Source organism: Kitasatospora sp. NPDC048365 (assembly GCF_043200835.1).
GTDB lineage: Bacteria > Actinomycetota > Actinomycetes > Streptomycetales > Streptomycetaceae > Kitasatospora > Kitasatospora terrestris.
Window position 1 is genome coordinate 74,251 of record NZ_JBICYJ010000016.1, and the last position, 24,244, is coordinate 98,494.

Consider the following 24,244-nt stretch of genomic DNA (forward strand, 5'->3'; position numbering starts at 1 on the left):
CTGAACCGCCGGGCCCGCACTGCCCGCCCGGCCGCACGAAGCCGACCCGCCAGAGCCGCCGGGGACGGTCCCCGCGGCGCCTGTCCGCTCCCCGACCAGTTGGGGGCAGGCGCCGTTTCGTGTTTTCCGTGTGCGGTGACGGCATCTCCGTGGCATGCGCACGGCCACTATGGGAGACGGCCCTCCCCAATGTCGGTGGGAGATGGCAGACTTCACGCCGCGGGGACGGACCTGAGGGGAGGCGGGGATGACGGGCGTACAGACCGGTGGTGGTGCCACCGTGCGCCGGATGCTGCTCGGTTCGCACCTGCGGAGGCTGCGCGAGGCCCACGGCGTCAGCCGGGAGGACGCCGGGTACTCGATCCGCGCCTCCGAGTCGAAGATCAGCCGGATGGAGCTCGGCCGGGTCGCCTTCAAGGCCCGCGACGTCGCCGACCTGCTCACCCTCTACGGGCTCGCCGAGGGCACCGAGCGCGAGGCGCTGCTCGCCCTGGTCGGCGAGGCCAACGCCCCCGCCTGGTGGCAGGGGCTCACGGACGCGGTGCCGTCCTGGTTCCAGCAGTACCTCGGCCTGGAGGAGGCCGCCGACCGGATCCGCGGGTACGAGGTCCAGTTCGTCCCCGGGCTGCTGCAGACCGAGGCGTACGCGCGCGCCGTGATGCGGGCCGGCAGCCCGTCCGCGAGCGAGGAGGAGCTGGACCGGCGGGTCGCCGTCCGGCTCGGCCGGCAGCGCCGCTTCCTCGCCGACGGCACCACCGCCCGGGTCGACCTGATCCTGGACGAGACCGCGCTGCGCCGCGCCTGCGGCGGCCCCGAGGTGATGCGCGAGCAGCTGGAGCACCTGCTGGCGCTGGCCGAACGGCCCTGGCTGACCCTGCGCGTGCTGCCGCTCGGCATGGGCGCGCTGGCCGCCGACAGCGGCGCCTTCACCGTGCTCGGCTTCCCCGAGGACGACCTGCCCGACGTGGTGTACCTGGAGCAGTTCACCACCGCCCTCTACCTGGACAAACCCGTCGAGGTCGCCGAGTACACCGAGGCGCTCGACCGGCTGGCCGAGGCCGCCGTGGTCGGCGGGCCGGCGCGGGATCTTGTCCGGAGGGTGCTCCGGGAGAGCTGATCCATCATTAGGATGATGATCCGTCAAGTTCGGTCGCTTGCAGCGCTGAAAGGGATCAGATGTCCTCCTTCGCGGACCTCGCACAGCAGTACATCGACGGCCAATGGCGCCCCGGCACCGGCTCCTGGGACATCGTCGACCTCAACCCGTACAGCGGGGAGAAGCTCGCCTCCATCACCGTCGCCACCGCCGAGGAGATCGACCTCGCCTACCGCGCCGCCGAACGCACCCAGCGCGGCTGGGCCCGGCTCAACCCGTACGCGCGGCGGCTGGTCTTCGAACGGGCACTGCGCCTGATCGAGGAGCGCGAGGAGGAGATCACCCGCACCATCATCGCCGAGCTCGGCGGCACCTACCTGAAGGCCGGCTTCGAACTCGCCCTCACCAAGGACATGCTGCGCGAATGCATGCAGCTGTCGCTGCGGGCCGAAGGCCGGATCCTGCCCTCGCCCACCGACGGCAAGGAGAACCGGCTCTACCGGCTTCCGGTCGGCGTCGTCGGCGTGATCAGCCCGTTCAACTTCCCGCTGTTCCTGTCGATGAAGGCCGTCGCACCCGCGCTCGCCCTCGGCAACGGCGTGGTGCTCAAGCCCCACCAGGACGCCCCCATCACCGGCGGCACCCTGATCGCCAAGATCTTCGAGGACGCCGGACTGCCGGCCGGCCTGCTCAACGTCGTCCTGACGGACATCGCGGAGATCGGCGACGCCTTCATCGAGCACCCGGTGCCCAAGGTGATCTCCTTCACCGGCTCCGACTCGGTCGGACGGCACGTCGCGACGGTGGCCGCGAGCCACTTCAAGCGGACCGTGCTCGAACTCGGCGGCAACAGCGCGCTCGTCGTCCTCGACGACGCGGACGTCGACTACGCCGTCGACGCCGCCGTGTTCAGCCGCTTCGCCCACCAGGGGCAGGTCTGCATGGCCGCCAACCGGGTGCTCGTCGACCGCTCGCTGATCGCCGAATTCACCGAGAAGTTCGTCGCCAAGGTCGCCACCCTCAAGGTCGGCGACCCCCAGGACCCGGCCACCCAGCTCGGCCCGCTGATCAACACCGCCCAGGCGGACGCCATCACCGCACAGGTCGACCGGGCGGTCGCGGACGGGGCGACGGTGCTGCTGCGCGGCGCGACGGTGGGGGCGCTCGTCGACCCGGTCGTGCTCACCGACCTGCCGGCGGACGCGGAGATCCTGCGGCGGGAGATCTTCGGGCCGGTGGTGCTGCTGGTGCCGTTCGACGGCGAGGAGGAGGCGGTCCGGATCGCCAACGACACGCCGTTCGGGCTGTCGGGCGCGGTCCACACCGGGGACGTCGAGCGGGGCGTGCGGTTCGCGCAGCGGATCGAGACCGGGATGATCCACATCAACGACGGGACCATCCACGACGAGCCGATCGTCCCCTTCGGCGGCGAGAAGAACTCCGGCGTCGGACGGCTCAACGGCGAGGCGACGGTGGACGCCTTCACCACGCTGAAGTGGATATCCATCCAGCACGGCCGCTCCCGCTTCCCGTTCTGACGTCCGGCGCCGGCCCCACACCCTGCCCCGGCGGGACCTTCGGCGGTCGCCGAGGTGCCTGCGGCGCCCGGATCCGCCTCCGGCGAGGCCTTCGGCGGTGAGCGGTGCCTCCGGCGCGGGGGGTGGCGCCTCCGGCGGGGGCCTCCGACGGCGGGGCGGTGCCTCCGGCGGGGGTCTTCGCGGGAGCCCGCCGGTTCGCCTCCGGCGGGGGCCTTCGGTGGCTGCCGAGGTGGCTGCGGCGCCCGGATTCGCCTGCGGCGGGGGCCTCTGGCGGCGGGGCGGTGCGCCTTCGGTGGGGGCTTCGGCGGGGCCGCCGGTTTGCCTCCGTCGGGGGTCTTCGCGGGGCCGCCGGTTCGCCTTCGGTGGCCACGAATTCGCCTCCGGCGGGGGCCTTGGTGGAGCCTCCGGTTCGCTTTCGGCGTTGTATGGGTGGTGTGCCCCGGGCTCGGGTGGGTCCGGGGCTGTTGTGTGTTCAGGTGAGGCCGAGGACGGTGCCGAGGCGGCGGAGTTCGTGGTCGAAGTAGGTGTGGGGGTCGGCGATGATGCGGGTGCGGTGGCCGAAGAGTTCGAGGGAGAGGGCGCCGGTCAGGTAGGTCCAGGCGGAGAGGCCGGCGACGACGGCGTCGGCGGGGGTGTCGGGGGGCAGGCGGTCGAGCAGGGGGCGGAGCGCGTCGTGGACGGCTCCGTCGGCGGGCGGGTGGGCCGCGGGGCGGTAGCGGCCGGTCGCGGCGGCCTCGGAGAAGAGTCCGCCGATCAGGTAGGGCAGTCGGACGCCCGGGGCGACGGTGTCCTCCGGTGCGGCGTAGCCGGGGACGGGCGAGCCGTGGATCAGCGCGTACTCGTGCGGGTGGGCGAGTGCCCACGCGCGGACGGCGTGCCCGATCGCGAGCCAGCGCTCCAGTAGCGTCGCGGGCCCGGTGGCGGCCTGCTCGGCGGCGTCGCCGAGGGCGTCGTAGGAGTCGGCGATCAGCGCGGTGAGCAGGGCGTCCCGGCCGGGGAAGTACCGGTAGAGCGCGGAGGCGGAGACCAGGCCGAGGTCGCGGGCGACGGCGCGCAGGGAGAGTCCGGCGGGGCCGTGTTCGGCGAGTTGCCGGCGGGCGGATTCCTTGATGTCCCTGGTGAGTTCGATCCTGGCCCGTTCGCGGGCGGTGGGGGCCTTCGGCGGGGTGGACATACCGCACATCCTGGCAGCCGCTGGAGAACACCCGCAACATTCGAGTACAGTGTTCTCGATCGAGAACAGTGTTCTCCATTTGAGGGGAGTCCGTCATGAGCACCCACCTGGTCATCGGCGCCGGACCGGTCGGCAGCGCCGCCGCCCGGCTGCTCGCCGAGCGCGGCGAGCAGGTCACCGTCGCCACCCGCAGCGGCCGCACCGCACTGCCGCTGCCCGAGGGCGTCCGCCGGATCCGGCTGGACGCGGCGGACCCGGCCGCCCTCGCCGAGGCGGCCCGCGGCGCCGACGTGCTCTACAACTGCGCCAACCCGGCCTACCACCGCTGGGCGAGCGACTGGCCGCCGATCGCCGCCGCGCTGCTGGCCGCCGCCGAGAGCAGCGGTGCGGTGCTGGCGACGGTGGGCAACCTGTACGGCTACGGCGCCGTCGACGGGCCGATGACGGAGACCACCCCGCTGCGGCCGAACTCGGAGAAGGGCCGGATCCGGGCCCGGATGTGGCAGGACGCGGAGGAGCTCCACCGGGCGGGGCGGATCCGCGCGACCGAGGTGCGCTCGTCCGACTACCTGGGCGCCGGAGCGGTCGGCATGCTCGACAACCGGGCGTTCAAGCGGGTGCTGGCCGGGAAGTCGGTCCAGGTGCTGGGCGACCCGGACGCGCCGCACACCTGGGCGTACACCGGGGACGCGGCCCGGCTGCTGGTCGCCGCCGCGGCCGACGAGCGGGCGTGGGGCCGGGCGTGGCACACCCCGAGCGGGCCGCCGCGCAGCCAGCGCCAGGTCCTCGCCGACCTGGCCGCGGCGGCCGGGCGTCCCGAGGTGAAGGTCGGCCGGATGCCGGGCCCGGTGCTGGCGCTGGCCGGCCTGTTCAACCCGGCGGCGCGGGCCGTCCGGGAGACGGTCTACCAGTTCGAGCGGCCGTTCGTCGCCGAGTCCGCCGCCACCGAGGCGCACTTCGGGTTCGGGCCGACCCCGTGGAGCGAGGTGCTCGCCGACACCCTGGCGGGGGTCAGCTGAGGCCCCCGGCGGCGAGCCAGTGCTCGGCGACGGCGGTGCGCAGGTAGAGGACGGTGCGGCCGGTGGGGTGGCGGGCCAGCAGGCCGGCCGCGGTCAGCGCGGTCAGGTGGTGGGAGACGTTCGGCGCGGACAGGCCCAGACGGGCGGCGAGTTCGGTGGTCGAGGCGGGGGAGGCGAGTGCGGCCAGCAGGCGGGCGCGGGTCTCCCCGAGCACGCCGGCGAGCGCCGCCGGGGCGGCCGGGGCGCTCTCCCACAGGGTCGCCACCCCGGCGGGCGGGTAGACCAGGCCGGGCCGGTACGGCGGCTTGGCCTGCGACCAGACGCCGGGCCAGGCGAACACCGCCGGCACCAGGACCAGCCCCCGCCCGCCGTCCAGCCGCCGTTCGGCGCGGTACCAGCGGTGGGCGATCCGCAGCGTGCCGTCGGCCCAGGTGACCCGCGGGTGCAGGTCCGCGAAGAGTGCCGCCGGGCCGCCGGTGGACATCTGCCGGGCCCGGCGCAGCACTTCGCCCTCCACCAGCCGCCGGATCCGCGGCCAGGAGGGCTCCAGCGCCGCCGCGAAGTAGGCGCGGATCTCGGCCGCGAGCCGCTCCAGGCCGGCCGCCGGATCGGCGAGCAGCGCGGCGGGCGCGTCGAGGCCCGCCAGGTCGGCCCGCACCTGCTCCGGCGGGGTGACCACGAGCTGCGCCAACTCCTCGTCCAGGGTGGGGGCGTAGCCGGCGGGCACCGGCGTGAGGAAGTCCGGCACCGCGACGCTCGGGACCGGTACCAGCGCCGACAGCAGCCCGAACTCCACGCCCGCCAGGGCCGCGCGGGCGGTCCGCACCCAGGGCAGGTGGACGGCGTGCGCCCCCGGCTCCTTGAGCACCTGGAGGCTGGTCACCACCTCCCACAGCGGCGAGTGGGCGAACCGGGTCAGCGCCAGGTCGGCCGCCGAGAACTCCCAGCTGAGCACCGCTTTCCTCTCCGAGGATTCGACCAGGACGAAATCTCTGGGCCACCCTAGCCGAGCGCCCGAGGATCGCCCCATGACCACCGCGATCCTCGGCCGGCGCCCGCGCGTCCACGGCCCGCACCACCTGCTCGGCGCCCACCTGATCGACAGCCTCGGCAGCGGCCTGCTGCTGGCCTTCACCGTCGTCTGGTTCGCTCGCACCACCGACCTGACACTGACCGCGGTCGGCGCCGCGATCAGCCTCGCCCGGCTGCTCGCCCTTCCCACCGCGGTCCTCACCGGCCCGCTGGTCGACCGGTACGGCGCCCGCCCGGTCGCCGCCTGGGCCAACGCCGGGTCCGCGCTCGCCTACACCGGCTTCCTCGGCGCCCGGCAGGTCTGGCAGATCGTCACCGTGGTGCTGCTCGCCCAGATCGGCACCGCCGCGTACTGGACCGCCTCCACCGGCCTGGTCGTGCTCGCCGCCGAACCCGGGCAGCGCCCCCGCTGGTTCGCCCTGGTCGGCTCGCTGCGCAACGCGGGCCTCGCGGTCGGCGGCGCGCTCGGCGCCCTGCTGCTCGCCGTCGGCGGGACGGACGGCCTGCGGCTCACCGTGCTGCTGAACGCGCTCAGCTACGCCGTGGCGGCGGGACTGCTGCTCGCCTGGCGCCCGGCCGCCGTCCCGCCCGCCGCGCGGGCCGCCGCCGCGGGCGGCTACCGGACCGTGCTGCGCGACCGCCGCTACCTGCTGCTGGTCGCGGTCAACCTGGCGTTCGTCTTCGCCTCGCTGGTGCTCGGCCTGCTGCTCGCCGTCTACCTCACCGAGGGCCTGCACCGCCCGGCGTGGCTGGCGGGCTCGCTGCTGGTGCTCAACAGCGTCCAGGTGGTGCTCACCCAGACCGCCGTCGCCCGGCTGCTCAGGCGGTACCGGCCGACCCGGGTGGTGGCCGCCGGGTCGCTGCTCAACGTGCTGGCCTTCGCCGGCTTCGCCGCGGTCGCCGCCGCGCCCGGCTGGGCCGTGCTCGCCGGGGTGTTCGCCGCGATGCTGGTCTACAACCTCGCCGAGACGGTGGCCACCCCGTACAAGGAGGAGCTCACCGTCCGGCTCGCCGCACCCGGGCTGCGCGGCCGCTACCTCGCCGTCAACCAGCTCGCCTGGACGCTCGGGCAGGCCCTCGCGCCGGGCCTGTTCACCCTGCTGCTCGGCCTGGGCCCGGCGTGGCCGTGGGTCTTCCTCGGGGCGCTGGGCCTGGCCGCGGTGCCCGGACTGCTGCTGCTGGAACGCCTCGGCGTGCCTACTGCGGACGCTTGAGCAGGAACTCCTCGAACTCCACGCCGTAGAAGCGGTCGGTGCGGCCCACCGGCGCCATGCCGAGCCGGCGGCAGACCGCGGCGGACGGCTCGTTGCCTGGGCGGACCACCGCGTGGATCGCCGGGAGGCCGTCCGCGAAGCCCTTGGCCACCACGGCCCGCGCCGCCTCGGTCGCCCAGCCGTGCCCCCAGGAGTCCGGGTGCAGGTGCCAGCCGACCTCCACCTCGCCGTCCCCGCCCGGCAGCGGCATCAGCAGTACGGTGCCCGCTACCACGGCGGTCTCCCGGACCTCCACCGCCCACAGGCCGTACCGGGGGTCCGCCGAGCGGTCCCGGAACCGCCCGATCAGGGCGTCCGCCTCCGCCGGCTCCTGCAGCGCCCGGGGCTCGGCGCCGAGCCAGCGGGCCACCTCCCAGCGCGAGTAGATGTCGAACGCCCGCTCCCGCTCCGACGGCTCCCAGAGCCGGACGACCAGTCGCTCGGTCTCGATCACGGTCTTCCCCCAACGCTCGGTACTGGACTGGCGGTCAGCGTACGCCGCGGGCCGGGGCCCGTGCCCGCCCGTTCCGGGCGCGCCGCGGCGGCCGGCCCCCACCCTCCGGAGGGGACCGGCCGCCGCGGGGTCACGGGGTCAGGAGAACAGCGGGACGCCGCCGCGCACCAGACGCCAGGTGACACCGCCGAAGTCGGCCGGGTCGATGACGCCCTTGGCCTTCACCCAACCGATCATGGTGTTGCGGATCTCGTCCGAGTTCGCCCAGACCTTGGTCGCGTTCGCCACGTGCGGGAAGTTGCCGCCACCGTTGGCCCGGTAGTTGTTCACCGCGAGCACGAACTGTGCCGCCGGGTCGATCGGCTTGCCGTCGTACGACAGGTTGACGATCCGCGAGCCGACCGGCTGCGACACGTCGATGTCGTAGGAGACGCCGTACACCGCGTCGTAGTTGTAGTCCGGGGTGTTCAGCGCGTTGGTCAGGGTGTCCAGGTTGACCGGGTCGCCGGCGGCCAGCTGGGCGTAGTACTTCGCCGAGTACTCCAGGTAGTCCTTGACCTGGGCACCCGTCAGGATCCGGGCCTCCAGGGTGTTCTCGTAGATGTACAGCCCGGCCGCGTCGCGCAGCTTGACCTCGCCGGACGGGATCACCGCGGTGCGGTTGAACGGCGCGGCCTGGGCCAGCACCGGCAGGCTGCCGTACTGGCCGCCGGCCAGCGCCGCCTTCACGGTGTCGGCCTGCACCCGGCCGATCAGGTCGATGATCGGCACGTCCTTGAACCGGGCGTCGGCGATGGTCAGTTCGGCCTTGCAGGTGCCGATCACCTGGTTGACGTAGCCGACCACCTTCTGGTGCTGCGCCTCGATCAGCGCCACGATCTCCGGGTCCTCCGGCACCGTGTTGGTGTTGATCACCCGGGCGGTGAGGGACGTGACCGCCCACTTGCCCTTGGAGAACTCGACCTCGAAGTCGAAGCAGGACAGGCGGTAGCCCCAGCAGTACGGCTCGGTCAGCACGACCGTCTTCCCGGTCTGCTTGTTGACCACCCGGCGCTCGGCCATCTCCTTGTGGGTGTGGCCGACCAGCACCGCGTCCACGTCCGGGACCTGCTCGGCGAGCGAGACGCAGGCCTGCTCGGGGAAGGGGATCTGGTCGCCGTACGAGGAGGGCTCGTCCATGCCCGAGTGGGCGGAGACGATCACGATGTCCGCGCCGGCCGCCTTCAGCCGGGGCACGTACTTCTTGGCCTGCTCGACGATGCCCGCGAAGACCAGCTGGCCCTGCACGTTGGCCTTGTCCCAGATCGCGATGCCCGGGTTGGTCAGGCCGAGGATGCCGACCCGCACCGGACGGCCGTGGCCCAGGTGCAGCTCGCGGATCACGTACGGCGGGAAGGCGGGCTTCTCGTCCTTGGCGTTCAGCGCGTTGGCGCCCAGCAGCGGGAAGTCCAGCTGGCGCTCCCAGGCGCGCAGCAGCGGGATGCCGTAGTTGAACTCGTGGTTGCCGAGCGCGGCCGCGTCGTACTTCATCGCGTTCATCGCGGCGGCCATCGGGTGCACCGGGCCGCGGCCGCGGCCGCTGATCGGCTCCACCCGGGCGTAGTAGTAGGACAGCTGGGTGCCCTGGATGGTGTCACCGGCGTCGATCAGCAGGGTGCGGTGGCAGCCCTTCTCCTCGCGGATCTGCTTGATCAGGGTGGAGATCTTGGCCAGGCCGATGTCGTTGTGCGCCTTGTCGTCGTACTCCGCGTCGGTGAAGTAGTCCCAGTTGAGGATGCGGCCGTGCAGGTCGGTGGTGCCCATGACGGTGAAGGTCTGCTTGGCCTTCGCCTTGCCGGGCGCGGACTCGGCACCGGCCGCCGAGGCGGGGGCCGCGGCGGCGACCGACGCGCCGCCGGCCAGGGCGGCGCCGGCCGCGGTGGCGGCGGAGCGGGTGACGAAGTCACGGCGGTTCAGGGGCATGGACTACTCCAACGTGGGCAGGTGAAGGCGCAGGTGACGCGCGTAGAGAAACGCGCGTAGAAGTCTGCCCGGAAAGGTGCCCCGCGACCAGCCCCCGGACGTTTCCTGCGGGTGAGATCTTGGCGACGGGTTGCCGTACAGACGTCCGCCGGGGCCGCGTACGATGGTCGGACGTAACGACAACTCACGGCCCGTCGCCGGACGTTGTGTCAGTTTGTTAATGCAATCTTTCGCGAACGTCCACGGGTAGGCTTCGCGGAACCGCGCTGTTACGCACCGGTAATGCCTACGCTCTGAAGGCATGCGCCGAGCAAAAATCGTCTGTACCCTCGGGCCTGCCGCGGACTCGTACGACCAGATCAAGGCACTGGTCGACGCCGGCATGGACATCGCCCGACTCAACCTCAGCCACGGCTCCCACCTGGAGCACGAGGAGCGTTACCACAGGGTCCGCAAGGCCTCCGACGAGACCGGCCGGAGCGTCGGCGTCCTCGCCGACCTCCAAGGCCCGAAGATCCGGCTGTCCACTTTCGCGGACGGGCCGGTACTCCTTGAACGCGGTGACGAGTTCACCATCACCGTCGAGGACGTCCCCGGAGACCGCGAGACCTGCGGCACGACCTACCCCGGCCTCGCCGACGACGTCTCCAGCGGCGAACGGATCCTGGTCGACGACGGCCGGGTCTGCCTGGAGGTCGTCCGCGTCGACGGACCCCGGGTCCACTGCGTCGTCGTCGAAGGGGGCCTGGTCTCCGATCACAAGGGCCTCAACCTCCCCGGCGTCGCCGTCTCGGTGCCCGCGCTCAGCGACAAGGACGTCGCCGACCTGCGCTGGGCCCTGCGGACCGGCGCCGACCTGATCGCCCTGTCCTTCGTGCGCAGCGCCAAGGACGTCGACGAGGTCCTGCGGATCATGGCCGAGGAAGGCCGCCGGATCCCCGTCATCGCCAAGATCGAGAAGCCCCAGGCGGTCGAGAACCTCGACGAGATCGTCGACGCCTTCGACGGCATCATGGTCGCCCGCGGCGACCTCGGCGTCGAACTGCCCCTGGAGCAGGTGCCGATCGTGCAGAAGCGGGCTGTCAAGCTCGCCAAGCGCAACGCCAAGCCGGTCATCGTCGCCACCCAGATGCTCGACTCGATGATCAACACGTCCCGGCCCACCCGCGCCGAGGCCTCCGACGTCGCCAACGCCATCATCGACGGCACCGACGCCGTGATGCTCTCCGGCGAGACCTCGGTCGGCAAGTTCCCGGTCGAGACCGTGAAGACCATGAGCCGGATCATCGAGGCCGCCGAGGAGGACATCCTCGCGGCCGGACTGCCCGAGCTCACCGAGGCCGGCAAGCCGCGCACCCAGGGCGGCGCCGTCGCCCGCGCCGCCGCCGAGATCGGCGACTTCCTCGGCGCCAAGTACCTGATCGCCTTCACCCAGAGCGGCGACACCGCCCGCCGGCTCACCCGCTCCCGCTCCCCGATCCCGGTGCTCGCCTTCACCTACGAGCCCGCCGTCCGCAGCCAACTCGCCCTCACCTGGGGCGTGGAGACCTTCCTCGGCCCGTTCGTCCCCACCACGGACGAACTGGTCGCGCAGGTCGACGCGGCGCTCATCGGGCTCGGCCGCTGCGAGCGCGGCGACATCGTGGTGATCACCGCGGGCTCCCCGCCCGGCCTGGCCGGCTCCACCAACCTGGTGCGCGTCCACCACGTCGGCGAGCTGGACAACTGACCTGTTGGTGTAGCGAGTTCACCACTGCGCGGCGGGTCCGTCCCGGTCCTGCAACGGACCGGGACCGACCCGCCGCGCGCGGGTAGCTTCCACCACAACGGCGCCCCGCACCCCGTCCAGGCGGCGCCCAGGGAGGGAGACACCCGTCATGCGTACCAGCCCCGCAGCCAGACCCGTCGCCGCACTCGCGGCCGTCGTGCTCGTCGCGGCCCTCGCCACCGCCTGCGACGACCTCGGGCAGGACAAGGCCGAGCCCGCCCCCGTCGCACCCGCCACCGCCTCCGCCGCCGCGGGCGCCGGGACGGCCGGCGCGGCCGCCGGCAAGGCGAAGACCGTGCAGCTCGGCAAGACCGTCTACAAGGGCGGCCTGAAGTTCGACGTCGCGACCGCCAGCTACCAGCCCGGTGAGAACGGCGACTTCAAGGTCGTGGTCGACACCACCGTCACCAACACCTTCAAGACCAGCGCCGTCCGCGACTGGCCCGACTTCGCCCTCGACATCGCCGGCACCCCCGTCCGCGGCGACTACGGCACCGCCGTCCCGCCCACCCCCAGCGCCTCCAACCGGCTCCCGCTCACCTTCACCGGCCACAGCGAGCCCGGACACCCCTTCGCGTTCGACGGCACCTCCCTCGTCCTCGGCGACGCCGCCGAGGCCCAGGCCGTCCTCCCGCTCGGCACCGGCGGACGCGAGGCGGCCGACCTCAAGCCCCTCGACCTCACCCTCCCCGGCGCCGGCCTCACCTCCGGGCGCCTCACCCTCACCCTCAAGACCGCCCAGCTCCGCGCCGACTTCGGCGACGGCGCCCCCGGCGGCCTGCAGCGCGGCCAGCGCGCCCTGTTCGTCGTCTACGACATGAAGGGCAACGTCGGACCGGCCGGCATGGCCGTCGCCGGCGAGGTGCTGCGCCTCAAGCTCCCGAACGGCCAGGAGGTCGGCCCCAGCCGCGCCCCGATCGAGGCGATCTACCCCGACCACCCGCTCTACCAGGACCAGGTCGCCTGGTTCGTCTTCAGCGGCGCCACCGACGGCGACTACACCCTCACCGTCACCGACGCCCCCTCCGCACCCGGCGCCGCCGTCTTCCACGCCACCGGCCTCAAGGCCTCCGGCCCGCTCGGCTGACCGCCGAACCGAACCGAACCGAGCCGACCGTCGGTCGTTCAGCCGGCCTGGTCACCCGTTCCCGAACGGGCCGTGACCAGGCCGGACTCGTACGCCGCGATCACCGCCTGGGCCCGGTCCCGGACCCCGAGCTTGTCGAAGATGCTGGTGATGTAGTTCTTCACCGTCGAGGCGCTGATCCCCAGCTCCCGCACGATCCCCGCGTTGTCCAGCCCGGTGGCGATCAGCCGCCACACCTCGACCTCCCGGGGCGTCAGCCCGCCGGCCGCTGCCGCCTCCGGTGCTGGCGGCGGCGGGGCGGCCGGCACCCGCACGTACGCCGCGATCAACCGGGTCAGCAGCCGAGGCGCGACCGCCGCCTCACCCCCGTGCACCGTGCGGATCGCCGCACCCAGCTCCTCCGGCGAGACGTCCTTCGGCAGGAACCCGTACGCACCCGCCCGAAGCGCCGCCACCACGTACTCGTCCATGTCGAAGGTGGACAGCGCCAGCACCCGGCAGCCGGGCAGCACCCGGGCCAGCCGCTCCGTCGCGGCGACCCCGTCCAGCACCGGCATCCGGATGTCCATCACCACGACGTCCGGACGCAGCCGCTCGGCCAGCACCACGGCCTGCTCGCCGTCCCCGGCCTCGCCCACCACCTCCAACGACGGGTCGGGCGACAGGATCAGCGACAGACCGCGCCGCACCAGCGGCTGGTCGTCCACGATCAGGACCTTGACCGGCGCCGTCACCGCACCCGCTCCCCGCGCTCCACGGCGGCCTCCGCCACCTCGTCCGCCGACAGCGGCAACTCGGCGAGCACCGCCCAACCGCCGCCCGGCCGCGGACCGGTCCGCAGCGTTCCGCCGTGCAGCGCCACCCGCTCCCGCATCCCGACCAGGCCGTACCCCGACCCGGCAGGCAGCTTCTCGCGGCCCGGCGAACCGCCGTCACCGGCCTGCCCGCCGGCGCCGTCCCGCCCGCCGTCGTCCCGCACCTCGACCGTGACCCGGTCCGCCTCGTACGCCAGCCGGACCAGCGCCCGGGCCGGCCCCGCGTACCTGCGCGCATTGGTCAGCGACTCCTGGACGATCCGGAACACCGTCAACCCGACCGTCGGCGGCAACGGCCGTGCCCGGCCCTCGACCCCCAGCTCCGTCGGCAGCCCGGCCGCGCACGCCTCGGCCACCAGCCGGTCCAGGTCGTCCACCCCCGGCTGCGGCGCCGGCGGAGCCGACTCCGGCTCGTCACCCGCCCGCAGGACGTCCAGCAGCTGACGCATCTCGCGCAGCGCCATCCGCCCCGACGACTCCAGGGTCACCAGGGCGTCCCGGACCACCTCCGGATTGCCGACGTTCGCCCGGGCACCGCCCGCCATCAACTGCATGCTCGTGATGTGGTGCGCCACGATGTCGTGCAACTCCCGTGCGATCCGCCGCCGTTCGTCCGCCACCGCACGGTCCGCCAGCAGCCTGCGGTTGGCCGCCACCTCCCGCTGCCAGCGCGACACCGCGAGCCCCGCACCCCCCACCAGCAGTACCGTCAACGGGGCCGACACCGCCGCCTGCCACCCCGGCACCCGGACATGGCTCTGCGCCAGCGCGGTCACCACCGCCGTCGCCGCCCCCGCCGCCACCGTCACCGGGACGGCACACGTCCGCGCGACCGTGAACAGCGCCACCGCCGGGACCGCGCCGAAATGGCTGGTCGGCGGAGCGAGCAGGTCCGCCACCGCCCCCAGCGCCACCACGGCCCCCAGCACCGCCACCGGGTACCGGCGGCGGACCAGCAGCGGCAGCGCCGACAGCACCACCAGCACGAAGCCCGCCAGACCCGGCTCCTCGTGCCGCTCGACACTGCTGAAGAGCAGGTACGTGAGCAGATCCAACAGGCCGGCACCGACCGCCACCAGCGCGTCGGCCTGCGTCCACGGCGAGCCGTCGGCCGCCGCCCCGGAGACCGCCGCCCTGTTCTCGGGGCGCTGGCGCCCGCCCATGTCCGCTCCTCCTCGTACCCGGTGGCCGATCAGCCCCGATGCCCGATTCTGGCACCCGCCCGCACCCCCCGGCATGCCCCCCGCGACCGACCCCGGGACGCGGGACCAGGACCACGCTCCCGGTCCCCGGACCCGACCGGGGAGCCCGGGCCCCCGCACGGATCATCCGAAGCCAGGACGCCCCGCCCCCACCCGGGTGATGGTCTGGAGACCGGCCGCGAACCGCCGGCCGACCCACCATCAGCCATCAGCAGGAGGACGACGTGATCCGCGCACTGACCGGATACGCCACCAGACACGCGTGGAAGGTCATCGCCCTCTGGGCCGTCGTCGGCATCGGACTCGGCGTCCTCGGCCCGATGCTGCTCGGCCGCGTCACCCAGGCCCAGTCCGCCGACTTCCTGCCCAGCGGCTACGACTCCGCCGCCGCCCTGCGCATCGCCGAGGAACAGTTCGGCGTGAAGCCCGACGCCACCACCGCCACGATGCTCGTGGCCCGCACCGACGGCACCCCCCTCACCGCCGCCGACCAGCAGCGGATCGAACGCGAGGCAGCGGACCTCGGCCGGCACCGGGTCACCATGCCCCGCAAGGAGGACGAGCCCGCCTTCCTCGTCCCCGACCACTCCCAGACCCCCCGCATCGCCCCCGCGATGCTCGCCCCCGACCGCAGCTTCGAACTGTTCGCCGTCGAGCTCACCGGCAACGCCGCCGAACCGGGCGTCCAGGACGTGTACCGGACCTTCCGCGACACCGCCCGCACCCAGTACACCGACGCCGGCATGCGCACCGGATTCACCGGCGGACTCGCCGCCGCCGCGGACACCGCGGACGCCAACCGCACCGCCACCACCGTCGGCGGATTCCTCGTCGTCGGCCTCATCGTCCTGCTCAACGTGCTGGTGTTCCGCAGCGTCCTCGCCGCCCTCGTCCCGCTCCTGGCCGTCGCCATGATCAGCGGGGCCGCCACCGGCGCCGTCGCCGGCGCCGCCGCCCTGACCGGCCTCACCCTCGACTCGGGCACCCCCGGACTGATCTCCGTCGTCCTCCTCGGCATCGGCATCGACTACCTGCTGTTCCTGCTCTTCCGCTACCGCGAACACCTCCGCAACCGGCCCGACCAGCCCGCCCGCGAAGCCGCCGCCCAGGTGTCCGCCCGGGTCGGCACCGCCATCACCTCCGCCGCGCTCACCATCGTCGCCGCCTTCGCCACCCTCGGCACCGCCACCTTCGGCCAGTTCCGCTCCCTCGGACCCGCCATCGCCGTCGCCGTCCTCGTCATGCTCCTCGGCAGCCTCACCCTCATGCCCGCCCTGCTCGCCGCCTGCGGCCGCAAGCTCTACTGGCCCTCCCGCAGCCTCCGCCGACCGCCCCGCGAACGGCTCGCCACCCGCTACGGCACCCTCCTCGCCCGACGGCCGCTGCCCCTGCTGCTCGCCGCCGTCGCCGTCCTCGCCGCACTCACCGCCGGAACCCTCGGCATCCGCATGGACTACGGCCTCGGCGGCCGGACCGACACCCCCGCCGCCGCCACCGCAGGCGAGATCACCCGCGCCCTCCCCGCCGGCGTCTCCGATCCCACCACCGTCTACCTCACCGCCGACGACGCCACCCCGCTCACCACCGCCCGGCTCGACGACCTCACCCGGGCCCTCGGCACCGTCGACGGCATCGGCCGGATCGCCCCCGCCGTCCTCAACGACACCCGCCACGCCGCCCGCATCGACCTCTACCTCACCGCCGACCCGCAGAGCCAGGACGCCCGCGACCTCGCCGCCGGCCCCGTCCGCGACACCGTCGCCGCCCACACACCCCCCGGCACCACCGCCCACGTCGGCGGCACCGCGGCCACCCTCGCCGACATCTCCACCGCCGTCGACCACGACCTCCGGATCGTCTTCCCGGTCGCCGCCGCCCTGATCGGACTGATCCTGCTCCTCCTGCTGCGCAGCCTGCTCGCCCCGGCCGTCCTGATGCTCTCCGTCGGCCTCGGCTTCGCCGCCACCCTCGGCGCCGCCACCCTCCTCTTCCAGCACCTCCTGGACGGACCCGGCGTCAACTTCACCCTGCCGCTGGTCCTCTTCCTGTTCGTCGTCGCCCTCGGCACCGACTACAACATCCTCGTCACCGACCGGATCCGCGAAGAGATGCGACACCCCGGCCCGCCCCGCGCGGCCGTCGCCCGCGCCGTCCGCCACAGCGGCCCCGCCGTCGCCACCGCCGGCCTCGTCCTCGCCGGTTCCTTCGCCACCCTCGCCACCACCCCCGGCACCGAACAGGTCGCCTTCGCCCTCACCCTCGGCATCCTGCTCTCCGCACTCGTCCTCTCCCTCGTCCTCGTCCCCGCCCTCGCCGCCCTCCTCGGCCGCACCCTCTGGTGGCCCCTCCGCCCGACCCACCCCGAGCCAGCCCCCGAGCCCGCGCCGGACCGCTCAGCCCTTCGGGCCGACGTGCGCGTCCAGTAGCGCCACCGAGGCCCGGCGGGCGACCGACACGTTCACCGCCCCGGACGCCCGCCGGGCCGCCCTCCACCCCACCCCGACGGCATCGAGCGTGTCGGTGAACAGCCGAACGATGTCGGGGGAGGTGTTGGTGAAGAAGTACCGTGGGTACTCGTGCCGCCGGACCTCCCCACCCACCGTCCGCGTCGCCCAGTTGGCGATCCGGCACCCGTCCGAGTGGATCAGCCCGCGCAGCAACTCCCACGGATGACGGTCCACCAGCTCCCGCTGCCACGGCGCGAGGACGATCGGGCGCTCGTGCTTCTTCCCCGGCCCGTGCTGGGGAAGGAGGCACGGCCAGTGCTTGCTGCGGCTCACCATGTAGGTACAGCCGGGCGCCCGGACCCGGTGGGTCGCGTTGTGGGGCAGGACCGACCGGACGGCGCGCTCGCACGTGTCGATCAGCCCCGGCCACGCGTTGCCGCAGGCGATGCGAAGGGCGTACCCCCCGCGGCGCTCGGGGCTGATGCAGCCGTCGCCGAGGTAGAGGCCGAGGAGGTAGGTACAGGCGTCGGACGGGACGGTAGGGCTGAGGTGCCCGGACGGGGCGGGGCACTCCGCCGTCATTCGGGGGCTCGGATCGACCCGGGCGGTCCAGGCGCGGATCGCCGAGCGGGAGATCCCGGTGGACCGGCTGACCTGGCTCAGTGACAGGCCGGAGATGTGGAGTGCCAGAGCCCGCTCACGGGTTGCCATGTCGTACATGGTGGCGATGGTCCGTGGGCCGCGGCATTCTCGCGGAGGCCGGGCGCGGACGCCACCTGAAGTGGTGAAGATCGCCAACCCTCTGGCGTCCTTGGATTTGAAGGTAAGTGCCCCGAGTGGGATTCGAACCCACACTGAATGGTGTTTGAGACCATCGCCTCTGCCCTTGGGCTACCGGAGCTCCCAGCGAATCCAAGGTCACCCTCGGTGTGCTGTGTCTCAAACATACCGTGTCTAGGTAGGCTCATGCATGCAGTACCCCCGCCGGAACGAGGAGCCCCGTGAGCACCGCCGACGAGCAGCCCGAGCCGCTTGAGACCGAGTCGCCCCAGATCACCCGAATTGTGATCGCCGAGGACGAGGCGCTGATCCGTCTCGACCTGAAGGAGATGCTGGAGGAGGAGGGGTACACCGTCGTCGGTGAGGCCGGGGACGGGGAGACGGCGGTGAAGCTGGTCGAGGAGCTGCGGCCGGACCTGGCGATCCTCGATGTGAAGATGCCGGTGCTGGACGGGCTGTCGGCGGCGGAGCGGATTCACGAGCAGCACCTGGCGCCGGTGTTGATGCTGACGGCGTTCTCGCAGCGGGAGCTGGTGGACCGGGCCCGGGACGCGGGTGCGATGGCGTACATCGTGAAGCCGTTCTCGAAGAGCGACCTGGTGCCGGCGATCGAGATGGCGGTGTCGCGGTACACCGAGATGCGGACGCTGGAGCTGGAGATCGCGGATCTCTCGCAGCGGCTGGAGACCCGCAAGCTGGTGGACCGGGCGAAGAGCGTGCTGCAGACGAAGTTCGGGCTGACCGAGCCGGCGGCGTTCCGGTGGATCCAGAAGACGTCGATGGACCGCCGGATGACGATGGCGGCGGTGGCGGAGGCCGTGATCGAGGAGGGTGCGGCCCAGGACCGGAAGAAGGCCGAGTCCGAGGGCTGATCGGGGTCGATCGGGGGGAGCGCCCCGTCGTGCGTCTGCGCACGGCGGGGCGTTCGCATGTTCGGACAAAGTGGTGTGAGACCTCGGGGTGGGGTCGGAGCGTCTGGTACGGGTGAGGGCAACGACGGCGAGGACGAGGGATCCCGGCATGGGGCTTGAAGAGGATCTGGGCAGGCTCCTGGGGCAGAGCGTCGAGGACGTGATGCCGCCGGTGGGGGACCTGGTGGCGGAGGGGATGCGGCTGGGGCGTCGTCGCCGGCGGTTGCGGAGGGGGTTGCAGGCGGCGGGTGCCGCGCTGGCGGTGGCCGGTGCGGTGGCCGCGGGGTCGCTGGTGGTGCCGGGCTTCGTGGGTTCGGAGCCGGTGCAGGCGGCGAGTGCGGCGGTGGGCCCCACGGGGGTGGGCCCATCGCCGGCACAGCAGTCACCGTCCCAGCAGTCGCAGTCGCAGTCGCAGTCTCAGTCGCCCGCCCAGCCGGAGGTGTCGCCGGCGCCGACGGGTCCGCTGGTGGACATGACGTGGCAGGCGATGCTGAAGATCTTCGCGGACCAGTTGCCGCCGGGTGGGCGGCTGTTGAACCTGGATCCGTTCGCGGTGAAGTTCAACAACGTGGGGATGTCGCGGCACTACATCGAGCTGCAGTACGACGACGGCGCGGGTCCGGCGACGGTGATGGTGACGCTCGGCCGGAGCGTGCGGATGTCGAGCGGGGGGTTCTCCTGCGCGACGTGGACCGGCAGCTCGGACGAGGGTCCGCGACGGGCCGGGTCGGAGAAGCCGATGTGCCGGGAGACGACCCTGCCGGACGGTGCGGTGATGACGAGTTACATCACCGGGACGGACGCGGTGGGCCTGTACGACCAGGGGGTGAAGGTCGAGCGGTCGAACGGCGACTTCGTGCAGATCGTGGCGGCGAACGCGACGCTGGACCAGTACACGGGGCAGTCGGGTCAGCCGATCACGGTGACCCGGGACCGGCCGCCGCTGGGGCTGTCGGGCTGGGAGGCGATCGCCCGCAGCGCGCTGTGGCAGCAGCAGGTGCCGCTGTCGACGGCGGTGGCGGGGGTGGAGTTCGCGAAGTCGGTGGGGCGGTTCCCGTGTCCGGACGACGCGAAGGCGGCGGACTGCGTCATCGACTGATGCGTCGGCAGAGCGGGGGAAAGCGGGGAGCCCCGCCGGTCCGGGGGGATCGGCGGGGCTCTCGCGTGTGACGGGACGTCGGGAGGAGTGTCAGTCCTCGCCGAGGTAGGACTTGCGGACGGATTCGTCGCGCAGCAGGTCCGCACCGGTGCCGTTGAGCACGATGTGGCCGGTCTGCATGACGTAGCCCTGGTCGGAGAGCGAGAGCGCGGCCTGCGCGTTCTGCTCGACGAGCAGGATGGTCATGCCGGAGGCCTTGAGCTCGACGATGGTCGCCATGATCTTCTGCATCATCAGCGGGGACAGGCCCATGGAGGGCTCGTCCAGCATGAGCAGCTTGGGCTTGGACATCAGGGCGCGGCCCATGGCGAGCATCTGCTGCTCGCCGCCGGACAGGGTGCCGGCGGCCTGCTTGCGGCGTTCGCCGAGGATGGGGAAGAGCGTGTAGGCGCGCTCGACGTCCTCGGCGATGCCGGCGGTGTCCTTGCGGAGGAAGGCGCCGAGGAGGAGGTTCTCCTCGATGGTCATCCGCGGGAAGATGTGCCGGCCCTCGGGGGAGTGGGCGAGGCCGAGCGACACGATCTTGTGGGCGGGGACCGTGTTGAGCGGTTCGCCGTCGAAGGTGACGGTGCCGGCGGTGGGCTTCAGCAGGCCGGAGAGGGTGCGCAGGGTGGTGGTCTTGCCGGCGCCGTTGGTGCCGATCAGGGTGGTGACCTCGCCCTGGTTGACCTTGAAGCTGATGCCCTTGACGGCCTCGATCTTGCCGTAGGAGACGCGGAGGTCGTTGACCTCGAGCAGAGCGGTCACTGGTCGTCCTCCGTGCCTGCGGTGGTTCCTTCGAGCGGGGCGCCGAGGTAGGCGGTGATGACCCGCTCGTCGTTCTGGACGGTCTCCTTGTCGCCCTCGACGATCTTCTGGCCCTGGACCAGGACGGCGGTGCGGTCGCACAGGTTGAAGATGAACTTCATGTCGTGCTCGATGACCAGGATCGCGATGCCCTTGTCGCGGATCGCGAAGACCAGCTCCTCGGCGGCGTTGGTCTCCTGGGGGTTCATGCCGGCGGTGGGCTCGTCGAGGAGGAGCAGGCCGGGCTCGCTGGCGAGCGCGCGGGCGATCTCCAGCTTGCGCTGCTCGCCGTAGGGGAGGTTGCGCGAGAGGTGCTCGGCCTTGTGGGCGAGGCCGCAGAACTCGAGGAGTTCCATGGCCTTCTCGCGGCTCTCGGCCTCGGCGCGCTTGTAGCCGGGGCCGCGCAGGATGGCCGAGAAGAGGCCTTCCTTGGTGCGGGTGTGCCGGCCGACCAGGACGTTCTCCAGGACGGTCATGTTGGCGAACAGCCGGATGTTCTGGAAGGTGCGGGCGATGCCGGCCTCGGTGACCAGGTTCGGCTTGGGCGGCAGGACCGTGCCCTTGTACTTCACCGTGCCCTCGGTGGGGACGTACAGGCCGGTGAGGCAGTTGAAGAAGGTGGTCTTGCCGGCGCCGTTGGGGCCGATCAGGCCGACGATCTCGCCCTCGCGGACGGTCAGGTCGACGTTGTTGACCGCGGTGAGGCCGCCGAAGCGCATCACGACGCCGGAGGCCTCCAGGACCGGCGCGCCGGTCGTGGTGGTGGGGGCGGTGTCGGTGGTCATCTGGGTGTTCACGCCCCTGCCTTGGTGAGTGCGTCGGCCGGCTCGGCCTGGGCGGGGATGTCCGCCTCGTGGAACTCGAGCTTCTGCCGCCGGTTGGCGATGATGCCCTCGGGACGGAGGCGCATCAGCAGGATCAGCGCGATGCCGAACGCGAGCAGCTGGTAGTTCTGCAGGAACTGGAGCTTGGCCGGGATCAGGAAGAGCAGCGCGGTGCCGACCAGCGGGCCGCTGACGGTGCCCATGCCGCCGAGGATGACCGCGGCGAGCAGGAAGGCGGAGTTCGGCGGGACGGCGCCGGCGAACAGGTACTGGTCGGGCGAGACGGCGCTGGCCACGTGGGCCTGGACGGCGCCGGCCAGGCCGGCCAGGGTGGCGCCGAGCGCGAAGGCGATCAGCTTGACCCGGAAGCCGTTGATGCCCATGGCCTCGGCGGCGGTCTCGTCCTCGCGGATGGCGACCCAGGCGCGGCCGATCCGGGAGTCGGCGACCCGGGTGAAGACGGTGACGACGATCGCGGTGACGACCAGCATCAGCAGCAGGTAGTTGCCGAACTTGCCGAGCTGGAAGCCGAGGATGTCGTGCGGCTGGCCGAAGTCGAAGCCGAACAGCGAGACGTCCGGGATGGCGGCGACGCCGTTGGGGCCGTTGGTGAGGCTCGGGCCGGAGGTGCCGTCGAGGTTGTTCATCGAGATCCGGAAGATCTCACCGAAGCCGAGGGTGACGATGGCGAGGTAGTCGCCGCGCAGTCGGAGGGTCGGCGCGCCGATGACCACGCCGAAGACCAGGGCCGCGGCGGCACCGATCAGGACGGCGACGGGGAAGGGCAGGTGCACGCCGCGGAAGACCGAGAACTGCGATCCGGAGACCAGGGCGGCGGCGTAGGCGCCGACGCCGAGGAACGCGACGTAACCGAGGTCGAGCAGGCCGGCCAGGCCGACCACGATGTTCAGGCCGAGGGCGACGGTCGCGAAGATCAGGATGTTGACGCCGATCAGCGTGTAGACGTCGCTGCTCTGGGTGAACGGGAAGGCGGCCGCGGCGGCGAAGGCCGCGCCGGTGGTGACGGTGCGGTGCTTGCCGGTCAGGTCGCGCAGGCGGGCGAGCAGCCCGGTGGCGATGAGCGCCTGGGTGGTGAAGCCGACCAGCAGCAGGTAGCCGATGAACAGCTCGCCGTCCTCGGCGGAGACGCCGAAGGTGGCGGCGACCAGGCCGACCGCGAAGACCGCGATGATCAGCAGGATCTCCAGCCAGGAGGCCAGTGCGCGCGGTGCGGGCAGCTGGCGCTCGATCCGGCCGATGCGCAGCCAGGCGTCGGCCAGGAGCGCGAGCTTGAAGAGCGCGATCGCGCCGGGCAGGGCGACGAAGAACCAGGTGTTGGTGGTGAAGATGGGCTCGATGCCGTCGGGGATGACGGTCAGCGCGAAGCCCTGGTCCAGGCCGATCCGGAAGACCACGGAGGCGACGGCGACGGCGTACCACCACCACTGCACGGTGGGGTGCTTGACCGTGGTGCGGCGGTCGAGGGGCAGGCCGAGGGCGCCGAGGACGGCGATCAGCGAGCCGGCCGCGGCGACGAAGCCGCCGGGCTCCAGGTTGGCGAGGCCGCCGAGCTGGACGGAGATGGCGATCACCGAGTACCAGCAGACCGCGAGGGTGCCGGTGGCGGCGAACAGGATGCCGTTCTTGGAGCCGGAGGGGCTCATCCAGCGCACGCCCGGGGTGCCGTGGGCGGCGAGCGCCAGCAGCGTGGTGAGCGTGCCGCCGACCAGGGCGAGCCACTGCAGGCCGGCCGGGGAGCCGTAGTAGGTGAGGTCGCCGGGGAACTCGTCGGTCCAGGTCCAGGACATCATCGCGGAGGCGGCGGCGATGATGCCGCCGGCGATGGTGACGGCCTTGGCGACGCCCTCCGGGACGGGGAGGACGGGCGTGGTCTCGTGGGTGGTGGTGGTCATCTGCCTCACGCCCGGTCTGCGACGCGCTCGCCCAACAGACCCTGGGGCCTGACGAGCAGAACGACGATGAGAAGGACGAACGCCCACACGTTGGCCCAGGCGGCGCCGCCGAGCTGGTGCATGCCGGGGACGTTCTGGATGTACGCGGTGGCGACGGCCTCGGCGACGCCGAGGACCAGCCCGCCGAGCATCGCGCCGTAGATGTTGCCGATGCCGCCGAGGACGGCCGCGGTGAAGGCCTTCATGCCGGCCATGAAGCCCATCATGAAGTCGACCTGGCCGTAGCGGAGGCCGTGCGCGACGGCCGCGACGGCCGCGAAGGCGGCGCCGAGGGCGAAGGCGATCACGATGATGCGGTCGGTGTTGATGCCCATCAGCTTGGCGGTGTCCGGGTCCTGCGCGGTGGCCTGCATGGCGCGGCCGGTGCGGGTGAGGCGGACGAAGCTGGCCAGGATGATCATGCAGAGCGGCGCGGCGATCAGCAGGAAGAGGTCGTTGCGCTGCAGGTGGAAGGCGCCGAACTCGATCGGGCCGCCCGCGAACTGCGGGAAGGTGAGCGCCTTCTTGGCGTTCGGGTAGAAGGCCCAGACCAGCTGCTGGAGGGCCAGCGAGAGGCCGATCGCGGTGATCAGCGGGGCCAGTCGGGGTGCGCTCCGCAGCGGGCGGTAGGCGAAGCGCTCGGCGCCGGTGGCCACCAGGACGGAGGCGATGACGCCACCGATGATCATGATGGGGAGGGCCACCCAGAGCGAGGTGCCCGACGGCAGCGCCATGTAGGCGGTCAGCGCGCCGAAGCCGCCGATCATGAAGATCTCGCCATGGGCGAAGTTGATGAGCTGGACGATGCCGTAGACCATCGTGTAGCCGACGGCGATCAGGCCGTACATCAGCCCGAGCATCAGGCCGTTGGCCAGGTTTTGCGGCAGTTCGTGCACCGCAGCCTCCGTGTTGGGGGGTATGGGAAAGGCGGGGGGCGCTCTTGGCGCCCCCCGCCCGGACTAGCGCTTGGTGTCCGTCAGACGGA

20 protein-coding genes and 1 tRNA gene are annotated in these 24,244 nt (G+C 72.6%); 9 read left to right on the plus strand and 12 right to left on the minus strand.

Going from position 1 to position 24,244, the window contains the following annotated elements:
- Window positions 1–247 precede the first annotated feature (247 nt).
- Together ACGFX4_RS18305 and ACGFX4_RS18310 are read left to right on the plus strand one after the other, a co-directional pair.
- Complete coding sequence (locus ACGFX4_RS18305; RefSeq protein ID WP_393075057.1) at window positions 248–1,117, plus strand: helix-turn-helix domain-containing protein; 870 nt, start codon at window positions 248–250, stop codon at window positions 1,115–1,117.
- Window positions 1,118–1,176: 59 nt separating this feature from the next.
- The gene (locus tag ACGFX4_RS18310; RefSeq protein WP_393075060.1) at window positions 1,177–2,634 is read left to right on the plus strand and encodes an aldehyde dehydrogenase family protein; all 1,458 of its coding nucleotides are present in this window, start codon (window positions 1,177–1,179) and stop codon (window positions 2,632–2,634) included.
- Between the two features lie 472 nt (window positions 2,635–3,106).
- Here the strand turns inward: ACGFX4_RS18310 and ACGFX4_RS18315 are convergent, their stop codons facing one another.
- Window positions 3,107–3,808 carry a TetR/AcrR family transcriptional regulator gene (locus ACGFX4_RS18315; protein ID WP_393075063.1) on the minus strand — a complete coding sequence of 234 codons (702 nt, stop codon included), beginning with the start codon at window positions 3,806–3,808 and terminating at the stop codon, window positions 3,107–3,109.
- Window positions 3,809–3,903: 95 nt separating this feature from the next.
- Between ACGFX4_RS18315 and ACGFX4_RS18320 the strand changes: the two genes are divergently transcribed.
- A complete protein-coding gene (locus ACGFX4_RS18320) occupies window positions 3,904–4,827 on the plus strand; it encodes an NAD-dependent epimerase/dehydratase family protein (protein ID WP_393075066.1) in 924 nt (307 codons plus the stop codon).
- Here ACGFX4_RS18320 and ACGFX4_RS18325 read toward each other — a convergent pair.
- Window positions 4,820–5,782 carry a DUF5937 family protein gene (locus ACGFX4_RS18325; RefSeq protein WP_393075069.1) on the minus strand — a complete coding sequence of 321 codons (963 nt, stop codon included), beginning with the start codon at window positions 5,780–5,782 and terminating at the stop codon, window positions 4,820–4,822. The genes ACGFX4_RS18320 and ACGFX4_RS18325 overlap by 8 nt on opposite strands.
- Before the next feature lie 73 nt (window positions 5,783–5,855).
- On the opposite strand from ACGFX4_RS18325, the gene ACGFX4_RS18330 reads away from it, so the two are divergent.
- Window positions 5,856–7,073 (plus strand): MFS transporter, encoded by a 1,218-nt coding sequence (locus tag ACGFX4_RS18330; RefSeq protein WP_393075072.1) that lies wholly within the window; start codon window positions 5,856–5,858, stop codon window positions 7,071–7,073.
- Here the strand turns inward: ACGFX4_RS18330 and ACGFX4_RS18335 are convergent.
- Both ACGFX4_RS18335 and ACGFX4_RS18340 read right to left on the minus strand, forming a co-directional pair.
- Complete coding sequence (locus ACGFX4_RS18335) at window positions 7,057–7,566, minus strand: GNAT family N-acetyltransferase (RefSeq protein WP_393075075.1); 510 nt, start codon at window positions 7,564–7,566, stop codon at window positions 7,057–7,059. The genes ACGFX4_RS18330 and ACGFX4_RS18335 overlap by 17 nt on opposite strands.
- 138 nt (window positions 7,567–7,704) lie before the next feature.
- Window positions 7,705–9,528, minus strand: coding sequence for a bifunctional metallophosphatase/5'-nucleotidase (locus tag ACGFX4_RS18340; RefSeq protein WP_393075078.1), 1,824 nt, complete (start codon window positions 9,526–9,528; stop codon window positions 7,705–7,707).
- Window positions 9,529–9,829: 301 nt separating this feature from the next.
- Here ACGFX4_RS18340 and pyk point away from each other — a divergent pair, with 301 nt between their 5' ends.
- Together pyk and ACGFX4_RS18350 are read left to right on the plus strand one after the other, a co-directional pair.
- Window positions 9,830–11,257: a pyruvate kinase gene (pyk, locus tag ACGFX4_RS18345; protein WP_393075081.1), complete on the plus strand. Its 1,428-nt coding sequence runs from the start codon at window positions 9,830–9,832 to the stop codon at window positions 11,255–11,257.
- A gap of 148 nt (window positions 11,258–11,405) precedes the next feature.
- Window positions 11,406–12,383: a hypothetical protein gene (locus ACGFX4_RS18350; RefSeq protein WP_393075084.1), complete on the plus strand. Its 978-nt coding sequence runs from the start codon at window positions 11,406–11,408 to the stop codon at window positions 12,381–12,383.
- 38 nt (window positions 12,384–12,421) lie between these two features.
- Here the strand turns inward: ACGFX4_RS18350 and ACGFX4_RS18355 are convergent, their stop codons facing one another.
- Both ACGFX4_RS18355 and ACGFX4_RS18360 read right to left on the minus strand, forming a co-directional pair.
- Window positions 12,422–13,117: a response regulator gene (locus ACGFX4_RS18355; RefSeq protein ID WP_393075087.1), complete on the minus strand. Its 696-nt coding sequence runs from the start codon at window positions 13,115–13,117 to the stop codon at window positions 12,422–12,424.
- Complete coding sequence (locus ACGFX4_RS18360) at window positions 13,114–14,361, minus strand: sensor histidine kinase (RefSeq protein ID WP_393075090.1); 1,248 nt, start codon at window positions 14,359–14,361, stop codon at window positions 13,114–13,116. The genes ACGFX4_RS18355 and ACGFX4_RS18360 overlap by 4 nt, the downstream gene beginning before the upstream one ends.
- Window positions 14,362–14,624: 263 nt before the next feature.
- Between ACGFX4_RS18360 and ACGFX4_RS18365 the strand changes: the two genes are divergently transcribed.
- On the plus strand, window positions 14,625–16,826 hold the full coding sequence (locus ACGFX4_RS18365; RefSeq protein WP_393075093.1) for an MMPL family transporter: 2,202 nt from the start codon (window positions 14,625–14,627) through the stop codon (window positions 16,824–16,826).
- Here ACGFX4_RS18365 and ACGFX4_RS18370 read toward each other — a convergent pair.
- Both ACGFX4_RS18370 and ACGFX4_RS18375 read right to left on the minus strand, forming a co-directional pair.
- Window positions 16,794–17,567, minus strand: a complete 774-nt coding sequence (locus ACGFX4_RS18370; RefSeq protein WP_393075096.1) for a transcriptional regulator — start codon at window positions 17,565–17,567, stop codon at window positions 16,794–16,796. The genes ACGFX4_RS18365 and ACGFX4_RS18370 overlap by 33 nt on opposite strands.
- A gap of 108 nt (window positions 17,568–17,675) precedes the next feature.
- Window positions 17,676–17,748: transfer RNA gene (locus tag ACGFX4_RS18375), tRNA-Leu, on the minus strand.
- A 100-nt stretch (window positions 17,749–17,848) separates the two neighbouring features.
- On the opposite strand from ACGFX4_RS18375, the gene ACGFX4_RS18380 reads away from it, so the two are divergent.
- Both ACGFX4_RS18380 and ACGFX4_RS18385 read left to right on the plus strand, forming a co-directional pair.
- Window positions 17,849–18,499, plus strand: coding sequence for an ANTAR domain-containing response regulator (locus tag ACGFX4_RS18380; protein ID WP_393075099.1), 651 nt, complete (start codon window positions 17,849–17,851; stop codon window positions 18,497–18,499).
- Window positions 18,500–18,611: 112 nt separating this feature from the next.
- A complete protein-coding gene (locus tag ACGFX4_RS18385) occupies window positions 18,612–19,637 on the plus strand; it encodes a hypothetical protein (protein WP_393075102.1) in 1,026 nt (341 codons plus the stop codon).
- 90 nt (window positions 19,638–19,727) lie between these two features.
- Here the strand turns inward: ACGFX4_RS18385 and ACGFX4_RS18390 are convergent, their stop codons facing one another.
- The 4 genes from ACGFX4_RS18390 to ACGFX4_RS18405 are packed head-to-tail and all read right to left on the minus strand — an operon-like array spanning window position 19,728 to window position 24,155.
- Complete coding sequence (locus ACGFX4_RS18390) at window positions 19,728–20,444, minus strand: ABC transporter ATP-binding protein (RefSeq protein WP_393075105.1); 717 nt, start codon at window positions 20,442–20,444, stop codon at window positions 19,728–19,730.
- Window positions 20,441–21,268, minus strand: a complete 828-nt coding sequence (locus ACGFX4_RS18395) for an ABC transporter ATP-binding protein (protein WP_345701801.1) — start codon at window positions 21,266–21,268, stop codon at window positions 20,441–20,443. Before ACGFX4_RS18395 ends, ACGFX4_RS18390 begins: the two co-directional genes overlap by 4 nt.
- Window positions 21,269–21,276: 8 nt before the next feature.
- The gene (locus ACGFX4_RS18400) at window positions 21,277–23,220 is read right to left on the minus strand and encodes a branched-chain amino acid ABC transporter permease (protein WP_393075108.1); all 1,944 of its coding nucleotides are present in this window, start codon (window positions 23,218–23,220) and stop codon (window positions 21,277–21,279) included.
- A gap of 5 nt (window positions 23,221–23,225) precedes the next feature.
- Entirely contained in the window at window positions 23,226–24,155 is a 930-nt protein-coding gene (locus ACGFX4_RS18405) for a branched-chain amino acid ABC transporter permease (RefSeq protein ID WP_345696530.1), read from the minus strand.
- Window positions 24,156–24,244: the final 89 nt, after the last annotated feature.

Bases quoted from the DNA above. Each gene is read 5' to 3' on its own strand.
- ACGFX4_RS18305 (WP_393075057.1), top strand. From the start codon at position 248: ATGACGGGCGTACAGACCGGTGGTGGTGCCACCGTGCGCCGGATGCTG.
- ACGFX4_RS18310 (WP_393075060.1), top strand. From the start codon at position 1,177: ATGTCCTCCTTCGCGGACCTCGCACAGCAGTACATCGACGGCCAATGG.
- ACGFX4_RS18315 (WP_393075063.1), bottom strand. From the start codon at position 3,808: ATGTCCACCCCGCCGAAGGCCCCCACCGCCCGCGAACGGGCCAGGATC.
- ACGFX4_RS18320 (WP_393075066.1), top strand. From the start codon at position 3,904: ATGAGCACCCACCTGGTCATCGGCGCCGGACCGGTCGGCAGCGCCGCC.
- ACGFX4_RS18330 (WP_393075072.1), top strand. From the start codon at position 5,856: ATGACCACCGCGATCCTCGGCCGGCGCCCGCGCGTCCACGGCCCGCAC.
- ACGFX4_RS18340 (WP_393075078.1), bottom strand. From the start codon at position 9,528: ATGCCCCTGAACCGCCGTGACTTCGTCACCCGCTCCGCCGCCACCGCG.
- pyk (WP_393075081.1), top strand. From the start codon at position 9,830: ATGCGCCGAGCAAAAATCGTCTGTACCCTCGGGCCTGCCGCGGACTCG.
- ACGFX4_RS18350 (WP_393075084.1), top strand. From the start codon at position 11,406: ATGCGTACCAGCCCCGCAGCCAGACCCGTCGCCGCACTCGCGGCCGTC.
- ACGFX4_RS18360 (WP_393075090.1), bottom strand. From the start codon at position 14,361: ATGGGCGGGCGCCAGCGCCCCGAGAACAGGGCGGCGGTCTCCGGGGCG.
- ACGFX4_RS18370 (WP_393075096.1), bottom strand. From the start codon at position 17,567: ATGTACGACATGGCAACCCGTGAGCGGGCTCTGGCACTCCACATCTCC.
- ACGFX4_RS18395 (WP_345701801.1), bottom strand. From the start codon at position 21,268: ATGACCACCGACACCGCCCCCACCACCACGACCGGCGCGCCGGTCCTG.
- ACGFX4_RS18400 (WP_393075108.1), bottom strand. From the start codon at position 23,220: ATGACCACCACCACCCACGAGACCACGCCCGTCCTCCCCGTCCCGGAG.